The sequence below is a fragment of the Pantoea sp. y20 genome (assembly GCF_054903455.1).
On sequence record NZ_CM142816.1, the window covers coordinates 1,812,689 to 1,826,856 of the forward strand.

The 14,168-nt window shown below is 54.0% G+C and carries 14 protein-coding genes; 12 read left to right on the forward strand and 2 right to left on the reverse strand.

All coding sequences use genetic code 11. From position 1 onward, the window contains the following. Positions 1-66: 66 nt before the first annotated feature. Genes cheR through cheZ form a run of 4 tightly spaced genes read left to right on the forward strand, consistent with a single transcriptional unit; the run spans position 67 to position 3,068 of the window. A complete protein-coding gene (gene cheR, locus ACYAC5_RS08515; protein WP_101764604.1) occupies positions 67-942 on the forward strand; it encodes a protein-glutamate O-methyltransferase CheR in 876 nt (291 codons plus the stop codon). Next, positions 939-1,988, forward strand: coding sequence for a protein-glutamate methylesterase/protein-glutamine glutaminase (locus ACYAC5_RS08520; RefSeq protein WP_008102868.1), 1,050 nt, complete (start codon positions 939-941; stop codon positions 1,986-1,988). Before cheR ends, ACYAC5_RS08520 begins: the two co-directional genes overlap by 4 nt. 39 nt (positions 1,989-2,027) lie before the next feature. Further along, positions 2,028-2,417 (forward strand): chemotaxis response regulator CheY, encoded by a 390-nt coding sequence (gene cheY, locus ACYAC5_RS08525; protein WP_008102871.1) that lies wholly within the window; start codon positions 2,028-2,030, stop codon positions 2,415-2,417. Positions 2,418-2,426: 9 nt separating this feature from the next. Continuing rightward, on the forward strand, positions 2,427-3,068 hold the full coding sequence (cheZ, locus tag ACYAC5_RS08530) for a protein phosphatase CheZ (protein WP_101764603.1): 642 nt from the start codon (positions 2,427-2,429) through the stop codon (positions 3,066-3,068). Positions 3,069-3,196: 128 nt separating this feature from the next. On the opposite strand, the gene ACYAC5_RS08535 is transcribed toward cheZ, so the two are convergent. After that, a complete protein-coding gene (locus ACYAC5_RS08535) occupies positions 3,197-4,015 on the reverse strand; it encodes a DeoR/GlpR family DNA-binding transcription regulator (RefSeq protein WP_137385649.1) in 819 nt (272 codons plus the stop codon). A 376-nt stretch (positions 4,016-4,391) separates the two neighbouring features. On the opposite strand from ACYAC5_RS08535, the gene ACYAC5_RS08540 reads away from it, so the two are divergent. From ACYAC5_RS08540 to ACYAC5_RS08575, 8 genes are all read left to right on the forward strand, one after another. Beyond that, positions 4,392-5,189 (forward strand): GolD/DthD family dehydrogenase, encoded by a 798-nt coding sequence (locus ACYAC5_RS08540; protein ID WP_192413554.1) that lies wholly within the window; start codon positions 4,392-4,394, stop codon positions 5,187-5,189. Between the two features lie 63 nt (positions 5,190-5,252). Continuing rightward, the gene (locus tag ACYAC5_RS08545) at positions 5,253-6,188 is read left to right on the forward strand and encodes a D-ribose ABC transporter substrate-binding protein (protein ID WP_192233605.1); all 936 of its coding nucleotides are present in this window, start codon (positions 5,253-5,255) and stop codon (positions 6,186-6,188) included. Between the two features lie 42 nt (positions 6,189-6,230). After that, positions 6,231-6,842 (forward strand): DUF2291 family protein, encoded by a 612-nt coding sequence (locus tag ACYAC5_RS08550; protein WP_110865997.1) that lies wholly within the window; start codon positions 6,231-6,233, stop codon positions 6,840-6,842. Positions 6,843-6,851: 9 nt separating this feature from the next. After that, positions 6,852-8,372, forward strand: coding sequence for a sugar ABC transporter ATP-binding protein (locus tag ACYAC5_RS08555; RefSeq protein ID WP_192413552.1), 1,521 nt, complete (start codon positions 6,852-6,854; stop codon positions 8,370-8,372). Between the two features lie 20 nt (positions 8,373-8,392). Next, complete coding sequence (locus tag ACYAC5_RS08560) at positions 8,393-9,460, forward strand: ABC transporter permease (RefSeq protein ID WP_192413550.1); 1,068 nt, start codon at positions 8,393-8,395, stop codon at positions 9,458-9,460. A gap of 11 nt (positions 9,461-9,471) precedes the next feature. Next, the gene (locus ACYAC5_RS08565) at positions 9,472-10,269 is read left to right on the forward strand and encodes an SDR family oxidoreductase (protein WP_462062814.1); all 798 of its coding nucleotides are present in this window, start codon (positions 9,472-9,474) and stop codon (positions 10,267-10,269) included. 32 nt (positions 10,270-10,301) lie between these two features. Continuing rightward, a complete protein-coding gene (locus tag ACYAC5_RS08570) occupies positions 10,302-10,427 on the forward strand; it encodes a hypothetical protein (protein ID WP_271459885.1) in 126 nt (41 codons plus the stop codon). A gap of 301 nt (positions 10,428-10,728) precedes the next feature. Further along, the gene (locus ACYAC5_RS08575) at positions 10,729-12,165 is read left to right on the forward strand and encodes a YchO/YchP family invasin (RefSeq protein WP_462062817.1); all 1,437 of its coding nucleotides are present in this window, start codon (positions 10,729-10,731) and stop codon (positions 12,163-12,165) included. 90 nt (positions 12,166-12,255) lie between these two features. Here ACYAC5_RS08575 and ACYAC5_RS08580 read toward each other — a convergent pair whose 3' ends face one another. Beyond that, positions 12,256-13,329, reverse strand: a complete 1,074-nt coding sequence (locus ACYAC5_RS08580; protein ID WP_462062819.1) for a porin — start codon at positions 13,327-13,329, stop codon at positions 12,256-12,258. Positions 13,330-14,168 lie beyond the last annotated feature (839 nt).

The following is a 14,168-nucleotide window of genomic DNA, read 5'->3' on the forward strand; positions in this document are numbered from 1 at the left end:
GCGACTGGCAGCACAGTAGCAACCGCAGTATCACAATTTAAACAGTTTGTTGCCGGGTGACCTGAAATGAAGAAATCGACGTTATTGGATCAAAGTGAAGCGACCACGCTGCTCTCGCAAATGGTGCAGCGGTTACCGCTCTCAGATACGCATTTTCGTCGCATTAGCCAGCTGATCTATCAGCGCGCGGGCATTGTGCTGGCCGATCACAAACGCGAGATGGTTTACAACCGTTTAGTGCGTCGTCTGCGCATGCTGAATATTGATGACTTTGGCCGCTATCTGGCGCTGCTGGAGCAAGACCAAAACAGTGCGGAGTGGCAGGCGTTTATTAACGCGCTCACGACCAACCTGACCTCTTTCTTCCGCGAGGCGCATCACTTCCCGATCCTCGCGGATCATGCGCGTAAGCGCACGGGTAACTACAGCGTGTGGAGCACCGCCGCCTCAACCGGCGAAGAGCCGTACTCCATCGCCATGACGCTGGCGGAAACGCTGGGCACCGGTCCGGGTAAATTCCAGGTCCACGCCAGCGATATCGATACCCAGGTGCTCGAGAAAGCCGTGGCCGGCGTATATCGCCAGGAAGAGCTACGCACGCTATCGCAGTCGCAGCTGCAACGCTTTTTCCTGCGCGGCACCGGTCCGCATGAAGGCATGGTGCGCGTGCGTTCCGACCTCGCCAACATGGTGAACTATACGCAACTGAATTTACTGGCACACGACTGGGCGTTGCCGGGTCCGTTCGACGCAATTTTCTGTCGCAACGTGATGATCTATTTCGATAAAGAGACGCAGGAACAGATTCTGCGCCGTTTCGTGCCTCTGCTGAAACCCGGCGGTCTGCTGTTTGCCGGGCATTCAGAGAACTTTAGTCAGATCAGCAAAGAGTTCTGGCTGCGTGGACAGACAGTCTATGGACTGAGCAAGGAAAGACGATGAGCAAAATCACCGTGATGTGCGTGGATGACTCTGCGCTGATGCGACAGTTGATGACAGAAATCATCAACAGCCATCCCGATATGGAGATGGTCGCGAGTGCGCCCGATCCGCTGGTGGCGCGGGATTTAATCAAACAGTACAACCCGCAGGTATTGACGCTGGATGTGGAGATGCCGCGCATGGATGGCCTCGATTTCCTCGAGAAGCTGATGCGCCTGCGTCCGATGCCGGTGGTGATGGTCTCCTCGCTGACCGGTAAAGGTTCAGAAGTGACGCTGCGCGCGCTGGAGTTGGGTGCGGTGGATTTTGTCACCAAGCCACAGCTCGGCATCCGCGAAGGCATGCTGGCGTATAGCCAGATGATTGCTGACAAGATCCGCGCCGCCGCGCGCGCCAAGCTGCATGTGCGTGCCTCCACGCCGATGCCGGTCACGTTGAAAGCGGGCCCGTTGCTGAGCAGTGAAAAGCTGATCGCCATCGGCTCTTCCACCGGCGGCACCGAGGCGATTCGCCATGTGCTGCAGCCGCTGCCGGCGACCAGCCCGGCGCTGCTGATTACCCAGCATATGCCGCCAGGTTTTACGCGCTCGTTTGCTGAGCGTCTGAATAAATTGTGCCAAATCACCGTGAAAGAAGCGGAAGACGGCGAGCGTATTCTGCCCGGCCACGCCTATATCGCGCCGGGCGCCATGCACATGGAGCTGGGCCGAAGCGGGGCCAACTATGTGGTGAAACTGAATGACGGTCCGCCAGTGAACCGACACAAGCCATCGGTGGATGTGCTGTTCCGTTCGGTGGCGGTGCACGCAGGACGAAATGCGGTGGGTGTGATTCTGACCGGGATGGGTAACGACGGCGCGGCCGGGATGCTGGAAATGCATCGCGCGGGCGCCTGGACCATCGCGCAGGATGAAGCCAGCTGCGTGGTATTTGGTATGCCGCGCGAAGCGATTGCGATGGGCGGCACCAGTGAAGTGGTCGATTTAGGCCACATCAGTCAGCACATGCTGGCGAAAATTAGCGCCGGACAGGCATTGCGAATTTAACGAGCCCGTCCTGCTGGACGAGACAACACGGGAGTAGATATGGCTGATAAAAATATGCGCTTTTTGGTGGTGGATGACTTCAATACGATGCGTCGTATTGTCCGTAACCTGCTGAAAGAGCTTGGATTCAATAACGTTGAAGAAGCAGAAGATGGCGTCGATGCGCTGACCAAACTGCGTGCCGGTGGCTTTGATTTCGTGGTTTCCGACTGGAACATGCCGAACATGGACGGTCTGGAGCTGCTGCAAACCATCCGTGCTGACGCCACGCTGAACAAACTGCCGGTGCTGATGGTGACCGCGGAAGCGAAGAAAGAGAATATCATCGCGGCCGCGCAGGCGGGCGCCAGCGGCTACGTGGTGAAGCCGTTCACGGCGGCCACGCTGGAAGAGAAGTTAGGCAAAATATTCGAAAAACTGGGTATGTAAGGAGATGTGATGAGCGACCTTCCGAAATCAACCGAAGAAGCCTCGGCACACGACATTATTACCCGCATCGGCTCACTGACGCGCATGTTGCGTGACAGTTTGCGTGAGCTGGGGTTAGACCAGGCAATTGCTGAAGCGGCGGAAGCGATTCCTGATGCGCGCGATCGTCTGGATTATGTTGTGCAAATGACGGCGCAAGCGGCAGAACGTGCGTTGAACTGCGTTGAAGCAGCGCAGCCACACCAGGACCAAATGGAAGCCGGCGCCAACCAGCTGAAAGGCCGTTGGGATGCGTGGTTTGAAAATCCGATTGAACTGACAGATGCGCGCGAGTTGGTTTCGGATACGCGCCAGTTCCTGACTGACGTTCCGGGACACACGTCGTATACCAATAAGCAGTTGCTCGAAATCATGATGGCGCAGGATTTCCAGGACCTGACCGGTCAGGTGATCAAGCGCATGATGGATGTGATCCAGGAGATCGAGCGTCAGCTGTTGATGGTGCTACTGGAGAATATGCCAGAAGCCAACGCTGCGGCGCGTAAAGAGGGCAACAGCCTGCTGAACGGTCCGCAGATCCACGCCAATGCACCCGGCGTGGTGGCGAACCAGGATCAGGTTGATGACCTGCTGGATAGCTTAGGGTTTTAAACACGTTTGCCCTCACCCTAACCCTCTCCCACAGGTGGGAGAGGGAACCGTTCGGGCCTGCATATGGCAGCGTCTCCCTCGCCCGCTTGCGGGAGAGGGCCGGGGTGAGGGACAGCGCGCACCGCACCTTATACCGCGCGCTTCTGCGCCAACGCCGACTGCGCCACCAACACCTGCACGCCTAACGCCTCAAACGCCGCGACCTGCGCCGGCGAAATGCCGCTATCGGTAATCAGATAGTGAATATGGCTCCAGTCGCACGGCAGCGCGAACATCGACACCTTATCGATCTTGCTGGAATCCGCCACCACATACACGCTGTTGGCTGAATTGATCATCGCCATTTTCACCTTGATATCGGTCTCGCTGGGAAAGCTCAAACCGAGACGCGGCGAGATACAGGCCGTGGCAAGAAACAGCTTCTCCGCCAGCACGTTTTCGAAAAACGAGGCGGCTTTCTCACCCGACGTCGAAAGCGTCGGAAACTTAAAAGTGCCGCCGGTCAGCAAAATATTGATACCCGGCTCGCCGCCCAGCTTCAGCGCGATATTCACCGCCGTGGTAATTACCGATAAACGACGAATATGGCTGATCGCCTCGGCAATCGCCGTGGTGGTGGTACCGGAATCGAAAATCACCGTGTCGCCATTTTCCACATGCTGCGCGGCAAGGCGGCCAATCGCCTGTTTTTCTTCCAGATGTGTTTGGCGCTCCAGCAACATCGCGCCGGTATTCTGCTTGCCGGTCATCAGCGTGGCGCCGCCGTGATAACGCTGTACGTGCCCCTCTTGCTGCAACATGCGCAAGTCGGTGCGAATGGTGGCTTCGGTCAGGCCGAAGGTATCGGTCAGCGCTTTAACCGTGACGGTGCCGTCTTCGCGGATCATCTCCAGAATCTTCTCACGGCGCTGCTGCATATCTGCCAGCTGCTCAGTTTTGCTTTTCAATCGAAATGCTCCCTCTTTCCAATCACGGTCTGGTTTCGCCGATAAGGAAACCCGAGCTGATTTTACTCTGCGATTTGGCCATTTGCGAGGTAGCTTCCAGAAACATTCGTTTTCGAATGAAAATCATCATTTGCTATGCGATTGATTTCGCAGAAAGCCGTCAGCAGCTCGCTCCATGTCCTGAACGCGGCGAATTGTGCAAATTCAACAAAATCATGAAGATAATTTTTATTGCTGCAATTTGTATGAAATTTGATCTCCTCCACAAACCATTATTAAACGATAGCTTATATTTTTGTTCGAAAATGTTATTTGTAAAAACGATAACCCGGCCAGCAATAACCAGCGCCGCCGTACACCATTATGGAGAGAGACGATGAGTGGGGAATATGACGTTAACCTGCGCTACGGCGTGAACATTGAGCAGGATTTAACCGGCAAAGTGGCGGTAGTCACCGGCGGGCTGGGCGGGATTGCGATGGCCAGTAACGCCATGCTGCTGGAGAAGGGCGCACGGCTGGCGCTGCTCTATCCGCCCTTCGAAAGTGACAAAGTGGCGGGCGTACAGGATCAATTTGCTGCCGATCGCGTGCTGCTGGTGTGCTGCGACGTGACCGATCCGGCCTCGGTTGAAGCGGCATTTGATCGCGTCGAACAGCATTACGGTCAGATTGATATCCTGGTGAACTGCGCGGGCTACGTGATGTTGCAACCGGTGTTAGAAACCGATTTTGCCGAGTGGCAGAAGCAGATCGACGTCAATCTCACCGGTCCTTTCCTCTGCTCGCAGGAGGCAGGTAAACGCATGGTGCGCGCCGGTAACGGCGGTAAAATCATCAACATTGCGTCACAGGCCGCCTCCATCGCTATCGATAACCACGTTGCTTACACCTCCGCCAAAGCCGGTCTGCTCGGCATGACCAAAGTGATGGCCAAAGAGTTCGCTCCCTATCGCATTAACGTCAATACCTTATCGCCCACCGTGGTACTGACGCCGATGGGTGAAAAAGCCTGGCGCGGTGAGAAGGGCGAGCAGATGAAAAAGCTGATCCCGCTGGGACGCTTTGCTTATACCGACGAAATCGCCGCCGCGGTGCTGTTCTTCGCCAGCAACGGCAGCGACATGATCACCGGCGCAGATTTAATGATCGACGGTGGCTTTACCATCTGGTAAGCCGCGCCAACACCAGAACGGCTGACCCTGCGTGACCCACTATAACAATGAGAGAACCTCACCATGAAAAAACGTACCCTGCTGTTAACTGCTATTGCCAGTTGCCTGATCTCCCAAGCCAGTTTCGCTGCCGATAAAGGCACCATCATGATTCTGGTGAACTCGCTGGATAACCCGTATTACGCCTCCGAAGCCAAAGGTGCCAACCTCAAAGCGCAGGAGCTGGGCTATAAAACCAGCGTGCTGTCGCATGGCGAAGATGTGAAAAAGCAAAGTGAACTGATTGATGCCGCCATCGGCAAAAAGGTGCAGGGCATCGTGCTGGATAACGCCGACTCCACCGCCAGCGTCGCCGCGATTAAAAAAGCCAAAGATGCCGGCATTCCGGTGGTGCTGATCAACCGCGAAATCCCGGTGGATGACGTGGCGCTGGCGCAGATCACCCACAACAACTTCCAGGCCGGCTCCGACGTGGCAAACGTGTTTGTGGAGAAGATGGGGGAAAAGGGCAGCTACGCGGAACTCACCTGTAACCTTGCTGACAACAACTGCGTCACACGCTCCAAATCCTTCCATCAGGTGCTCGACCAATATCCCGATATGAAAAGCGTGGCGCGTCAGGATGCCAAAGGCACGCTGATTGACGGCAAACGCATCATGGACAGCATTCTGCAGGCGCATCCGGATGTAAAAGGCGTGATCTGCGGTAACGGCCCCGTGGCGCTGGGTGCGATTGCAGCTCTGAAAGCGGCAGGCCGTAACGACGTCATCGTGGTCGGCATTGACGGCAGCAATGATGAACGTGACGCGGTGGAAAAAGGGGATCTGAAAGCCACGGTGATGCTGCAGGCACAAGCCATCGCCGCACAGGGCGTGACCGACCTCGACAACTTTATTCAGAAAGGCACCAAGCCTGAGAAGCAGCGCGTGATGTTCCGCGGCATTCTCATTACGCCAGACAACGCCAAAGGCGTGCAGGACTTTAACTTCAAGTCGTAATCAATGCGGTGCGCCCGTAGATCGGGCGCCCAGGAGAATGTGATGCACAGACGACTCTGGTTACTGCTTCCTGTCGTGATCCTTAGCGGTTGCCGCATTGTGTCGCAGCAGGAGCTGGCCGACCTGAAAAATCCTCCCAATCCCAAAATGGGCAATATTGCCCAAACGTGGCAACAGAAACTGGTACCGCAAGTTCAACATGATGCGAAGCCGGTGGCCGAGTTATTGAATGCGCTGAAATCCGCCAAAGATTTTGATAGCGCTTGTAAAACCTACGGCTATCGCAGTCAAGATGAGAACCCGTGCGTGTTCAGTGTCAACGTGAGCGGTGAAATCACGGCGGTTAACACCACGTCGCGTAACGGTCGGATGACAGTGAAAGATGTGTCCGGTGACACTGTCACGGTGCAGGTTGGCCCGATTTTTCCCGGCACGGTGTTGCGCGATGCCTACAAAGGTGCCAGCTATCAGGACTTTAACGATCAGGTGCTGTTCGGCGATTACAGTCGCGCGATCAATCAGCAAGCGGCGAACATGATGAGTGCTTTCAAGCCCAAAGTGGGTGACAAGGTGCAGTTGGCTGGCGTGTTTAGCAGCTTTGATACGCCGGAGCAGGTGCCGAATGTGACACCTGCGGCGATTACACGTCAGTAAGGAGCGGATATGCAACAGCCTCAACATGACGTGATCATTGAAACCCGTAACGTGTCGCGCATCTATCCCGGCGTCACCGCGCTGGATCAGGTCAATTACCGCGTTTATCGCAACAAAGTTAACGTGCTGATTGGCGAAAACGGTGCCGGCAAATCAACCATGATGAAAATGCTGGCGGGCGTGGAGATCCCGTCATCCGGCGAGATTCTGCTGGACGGCGCAGCGGTGTCGCTGAGCTCCACGCATCAGGCGGAAAAACAGGGCATCAGCATTATTTTTCAGGAGCTGAACCTGTTTCCCAATATGAACGTGATGGACAACATCTTCATGGCCAATGAGTTTTTCCAGCGCGGCGTGATCAATGAGAAGTATCAGTATTCGCTCGCCAAAGCATTGCTGGAACGGCTGGAGCTGGATGTCGATCCCTACGCGCCGCTGGCTGAACTCGGTATCGGCCATCAGCAGCTGGTGGAGATCGCCCGCGCGCTGTCCAAGGACACGCGCGTGCTGATCATGGATGAACCGACCAGCGCGCTCAGCCAGTCAGAAGTGAAAGTGCTGTTCAACGTCATCGACCAGCTTAAACGGCGCGGCGTCACCATTATCTATATCTCACATCGGCTGGAAGAGCTGATGGAGATTGGCGATCACATCACCATCTTCCGCGACGGACGCTTCATCAGCGAACGCGAAGTCCGCGACGCCTCGATTCCGTGGATCATCGAGCAGATGGTGGGCGACAAGAAGAAACACTTCGATTACCAACCAGCGACGCAGGGTGAAACGGTACTCACCGTCAACGGGCTGACCGCGCTGCATCAAAACGGCGGTTACAAGCTCAATGATGTCTCTTTCTCGCTGCGAAAAGGTGAAGTGATTGGCATCTACGGTTTGCTGGGCGCCGGGCGCACCGAGTTGTTCAAAGGGTTGATTGGCATGATGCACTGTCAGTCGGGCAGCGTCAGTCTGAACGGCGAAGCGCTGGAGAAGCGCAGTTTCCAGCAGCGACTGAAAAAAGGCATCACGCTGGTGCCGGAAGATCGGCAAACCGAAGGCGTGGTACAGCTGATGTCGATCACTGCCAACATGACGCTCAGCGATCTCAGCCTGCGGGGTTTCCGCCGCTGCTGGCGCAAGCTCAATCCGCACAACGAGCAGCGCCGTGTGGATGACATGATTGGCCATCTCGCCATCAAGGTCAGCGATCCCGAGCTGCCGATCACCTCCTTAAGCGGCGGCAATCAGCAAAAAGTGGTGCTGGGCAAAGCCCTGATGACCGGGCCGCAGGTGGTGCTGCTGGATGAGCCCACGCGCGGCATTGATGTGGGGGCAAAAACCGATGTTTATCACCTGATTGGCAACCTGGCGCAGCAGGGATTGGCGGTGATGTTCTCCTCGTCCGAACTGGATGAAGTGATGGCGCTGGCTGACCGCATTCTGGTGATGGCGGATGGCCGCATCACCGCCGATTTACCGCGCGCGGCGGCCACGCGCGAAGCCCTGATTAGCGCCTCAACGCCACACGATTGAGCCCGCTGGAGAGTAAAACGATGAATCAAAAATACCTGATCTACATGTATCTGCTTAAGGCGCGTACCTTTATTGCCTTGCTGATCGTGGTGAGTTTCTTCAGCTTTATGGTGCCTAATTTTCTCACCACCTCCAACTTGCTGATCATGACGCAGCATGTGGCAATTACCGGCTTGCTGGCGATTGGCATGACGCTGGTGATTTTGACTGGCGGCATCGATCTTTCGGTCGGTGCGGTGGCGGGCATATGCGGCATGGTGGCGGGTGCGCTGCTCACAAACGGCTTACCGCTGTGGGGCGGCAACGTACTGTTTTTCAATGTGCCCGAAGTGATTCTGGTGGTGGCGCTGTTCGGCGTGGCGCTGGGATTGATTAATGGCGCGGTGGTGACGCGACTCGGCGTAGCGCCGTTTATCTGTACGCTCGGCATGATGTACGTGGCACGCGGCGCCGCGCTGCTGTTCAACGATGGCAGCACCTACGCCAACCTTGTCGGCACGCCAGCACTGGGTAATACCGGCTTTGCCCTGCTCGGTTCGGGTTCGATATTGGGCGTGTATATCCCGATATGGATGATGCTCGGCTTCCTGCTGCTGGGGTTGTATCTGACGCGTAAAACACCGCTGGGTCGTTACATCTATGCCACCGGTGGCAACGAATCGGCGGCGCGCCTGGCGGGTGTGCCGATTATCAAGGTCAAAGTGTTTGTCTACGCCTTTTCCGGCTTGTGCGCCGCGCTGGTCGGTTTGATTGTGGCGTCGCAGCTGCAAACCGCGCACCCGATGACCGGCAACATGTTCGAGATGGACGCCATCGGTGCCACGGTGCTGGGCGGCACGGCGCTGGCGGGTGGACGCGGTCGCGTTTCAGGCTCGATTATCGGTGCTTTTGTCATCGTGTTTCTCGCCGATGGCATGGTGATGATGGGCGTCAGCGATTTCTGGCAAATGGTGATCAAAGGCCTGGTGATTGTCACTGCGGTGGTGATCGATCAGTTCCAGCAAAAATTACAAAGTAAGGTGGTGCTGCTGCGCAGACATGAAAAAAAGCAGCAATCGGCCGCCCTGCCTGAAGCGACACATGGATAACAGGAGGCAATATGACACGCGATTTTAGTGGAAAGACGGTGGTGATAACCGGCGCCTGCCGCGGCATTGGCGCGGGCATTGCAGCGCGTTTTGCCCGCGACGCGGCGCGTTTGGTGATGGTGTCGAATTCGGAACGCGTCTTCAGTACCGCGCAAGCCATCGAACAGCAGTTTGGCAGTGAGGTTCTGGCGCTGCAGGTCGATGTTACCGATGAAACGGAGGTGCAGCAGCTTTATCAGCAGGCGGCTGAGCGCTTTGGCAGCATTGATGTGTCGATTCAGAATGCGGGGGTGATTACCATCGATCGTTTCGATGCGATGCCCAAAAGTGACTTCGAGAAGATCCTTGCGGTGAACACCACGGGCGTGTGGCTGTGCTGCCGGGAAGCGGCGAAATATATGGTGAAACAGGGCAGCGGCAGCCTGATCAACACCTCGTCCGGTCAGGGACGGCAGGGTTTCATTTATACGCCGCACTATGCCGCCAGCAAGATGGGCGTGATCGGTATTACTCAAAGCCTGGCGCTGGAGTTGGCGCCGTGGCATATCACGGTGAATGCCTTCTGTCCGGGCATCATCGAGAGTGAAATGTGGGACTACAACGATCGCGTGTGGGGCGAGATCCTCAGCAGCGATAAAAAGCAGTATGGCAAAGGCGAACTGATGGCCGAATGGGTGGAAAACATCCCGCTTAAACGCGCAGGGCAGCCGGAAGATGTCGCTGGCTTGGTGGCTTTCCTCGCCTCTGACGATGCGCGCTATATCACCGGGCAGACCATCAATGTGGATGGCGGTTTGATTTTCTCCTGATAGTTCGCTTTTGGGTCGCCATTGATGGCGTCATGCTAAACACTAAGCCTCATGGTCGCACCTTCCGTAGCGGCGTGATTCATCGCGCAATGCCGATCACTAAAGCGCTGTATCAAATCTCCGCACCTTCAGTAGCGGCGCGATTTATCGCGCAATGAATTGCGCCGCTACAACATATGCTCTCGGTAATTAGGGGTTTCATATTTTAACTGACGAGCATTACGCAATGCATTGCGCCGCTACAATGTGCGCGCTCAATGATTTGAGAGGTCATCTCTTGATGGGCAAGCAGGGCACAACATATTGCGTCGCCTGCTTACCTACATTCTGATTTTTTCGTTTTCTGCCTTAATCGAAACCAGACATGTCCGGCACTTGCATCAGAATATGCTAGGGTAGACTTATGCAGTTTTGTGAGCCACCTCTAATTCTGAACCGGGTCGAACCCTATTTTTAGCTATGTTATTTACTTTGTTATCACCTAAAAGCGTGCGTTATCTCTCTGGTTTTTCACTACTTGCCGCATCCGCGCCTGCGCTGGCGTTGATCTCTGACACTAAACTCGCCGATGCGCCGTTTAGCGATCCCACACGTTTCCAGAAAATGGCCGATCAGTTGCCTGCATTGGGTTACCAGGATGAAACGGAAGCGTTCAACAAAAAACTGGCGACCATTGCCAAAAGCATTGGTGAAGCCAGCCAGAACAGTACGGACGACAATGCCCTTGGCCAGCAGGCTGGGCTGTGGGCCTTTAACCATTTCCGCGATGAAGTGGGTAATCGACTGGTTGATGAAGGTCAGTCGCTGTTGTCACCGTATGGCAATGCTCAAATCGATTTCAATGTGGATATGGAGGGCAATTTTGCCGGCAGCGGTGCGTCGCTGCTGACACCCTGGGCGGATAACTATCGCTATCTGACCTTCAGTCAGGTCGGCTTTCATCAAACTGATGATGGGCTGGTCGGCAATGCTGGCCTCGGGCAACGTTGGGTGGCAGGAAAATGGCTGCTGGGCTATAACGGTTTTGTCGATCGCATGTTCAGCAGTGGCCTACAGCGCGCTTCGCTGGGTACCGAAGCGTGGGGCGATTATCTGCGCTTCTCCGCCAACTACTATACGCCGCTCTCAGGTTGGCAGGATCGCAATCCCTTCCAGCAGCAGCGCATGGCGCGCGGCTATGATTTCACCACGCAAGGCTATTTGCCGCACTATCGCCAACTCGGTGCGTCAGTAAGCTGGCAGCAATATCTGGGCGATAACGTCGATTTGTTTAGCTCCGGCAACCGCTACCATAACCCATCGGCGTTGACCTTTGGCGTCACCTACACGCCGGTGCCGCTGGTAACCTTATCCGCCAGCCATAAAACCAGCGACAGCGGTGAGAGCCAGGATCAGCTCGGCTTGCGTCTTAACTATCGCTTTGGCGTGGCGCTCAGCCAGCAGCTGAGTCCGGATAACGTAGCGGCTGCGCACTCACTGCGCGGCAGTCGCTACGATAACGTGACGCGCAGCTATACGCCGGTGCTGGAATATCGCCAGCGTAAAACGCTGTCGGTGTTTCTCGCTACGCCGCCGTGGCAGCTGAATGGCGGAGAAAGTTTGCCGCTGAAACTGCAAATCCGTAGCACCAATCCGATCGCTAAAGTGATGTGGCAGGGCGATACCCAGGCGCTGAGCCTGACGCCGGGTGCCAATCCCAACGATCCACAGGGTTGGAGCGTGATCCTGCCCGCGTGGGATAGCTCGCCGGGTGCGCATAACAGCTATCGCTTGTCGGTGGTGTTAGAAGACAGTAAACAGAATCGCGTTACTTCAAACGAAATCGTCCTGCAATTGCAACCGCCGTTCTCACTGGATCAGGGCAATGATGATCGCTTTGATCTGATGGCGCCGTAATCGCCTCGCACCAATAAAAAAGGGCAGCTTTCGCTGCCCTTTGCGCATATTCAGCCGACACTAGCCGAACAGCCATGAGGGTATTGCCACTTAGAACTGGTAAATCAGACCCACAGCGGTGACATCATCAGAAGCGATGCCCAACGCATTGTTATCTTTTAACAGGTTGATCTTGTATTCAGCATAAACAGACATGTTTTTGTTGAAGTAGTAGGTTCCACCGACAGCGACGTATTTGGTGAGATCGACATCACCAATATTTTCAATCTCTTTGCCTTTCGATGAAACATAGCCGATTGAAGGACGCAGTCCGTTAATGAACTGATACTGCGCAACGGCTTCAAAGTTGACGGCTTTGTTAGCAAAGCCACCAGTGATTGGGGTTGCGTTGAGCGTTTCGCCGTACATGGTTGCCAGGTAAATCTGGTTAGCATCGTATTTCAGGCCCGTGGTCCAGTGCTGTGCTTTCTCGCCTTCGCCACGTAAGGCCTGGTTCTGCGTATTGGTACGATCCAGGCTCGCGTAAGCGCCAACCAAGCTCAGACCGAAATCGAAATCATAAGAAGTGGAGAGCGCGAAGCCATCACCATTCGAACGGCGTACGGCAACGTTTGCATCGTTACGATCGTTTTTACCTTCGTACTGTGCAGCAACGTTCCAGCCTTTCACCAGACCGAAGAAATCTTTGTTGCGCCAGGTCAACACGCCACCTGAGCGGCTAGACAGGAACCCATCAGAGTAACCTTGATCGCCACCAAAGAAGGGCAGCATATCGGTGTAACCCAGCACGTCATAAATCAAACCGTAGTTACGACCGTAATCGATCGAGCCGAACTGACCAAACTTCAGGCCAGCAAAGCCCAGGCGGGTTCTGTTACCGCTGTTGGCATCGCTGCCTTCAGAGTTGCTCAGGCTGTACTGGTACTGCCATTGACCGTAGCCGGTCAGCTGGTCGTTGATCTTGGTTTCGCCTTTAAAACCAATACGGGTATAAGACGAGGTATCACCATTTGACCCTTCGTTATCGGAGAACAGATGCGAGACGTTAATTTTGCCGGTCAGGTCCAGCTTGTTGCCATCTTTGTTATAGATTTCGGCGGCCTGAGCCGAAGAAAGTCCCAGCAGTAAAGGCATCACTGCTGCCAGTAAGGAGCGCTTCATCATTTAATTTTTACCCTGTGATATTTTTTAATTTTGTCCCCATCTGCGGGGTGAAAAGAAAATGACACAAAAGGTTCAAGATCGACAGTGCAATATATGTAACTAAATATTTCTCGTTAACTTTTTGTGTGATTTTTAATCTTAAATTCCATTATGTGGAATTTTGTATTGGTTAAACTTATCCATAAGACAACATGTGTAATGATGATTTTAATATTTATCTGTATGATTTTATTGAATAACTTTAAATTTAAAGATGCGTAAATAAAATCAGTAGCTTGTTCGTGAAATAGCACAAGCCTATGCATTATTGTTCAATAGCAAATATCTGAATCCAGCTAATAATTAGCAGAGTAATTATCGGCTTCATGGCTTTGTGTCCTTTTATTTCTGTTCTGATAATAACCTTGGTCACAAAATGTTATTTAGCTTTTCGCTTAACAATGAACTGGCGAAATAATATTCAATTCAGTGAGAGAAATGTTAAAACCCGATTAATTCGCGCCATGCTAAATTTGCACCGCGCTATCACTTTCCTGCACCAATCAGGCACATTGCGCCCTAAAAAAGTGCGTTTATCGCATTAATTTGGCGAAATATTTCCTGCCCGATCACAAAAGCAATATTTCATTTTGCCGATGCATAAATCCGCTAAATAAATTACTGCTATTCAGCCTGCATCAGACTGATATTCACTTTTTATGCAATTAAAGTGAATATCACCACCTGTTAAGTTATTGATATTCCGTAGTGGTAAGACGGTTATGCATTTTTGCGGCTGGCTGGCACGCTATCTGCAATATACAGTAGAGCTGCCACTTAACATTTTTAACAATTTCAAA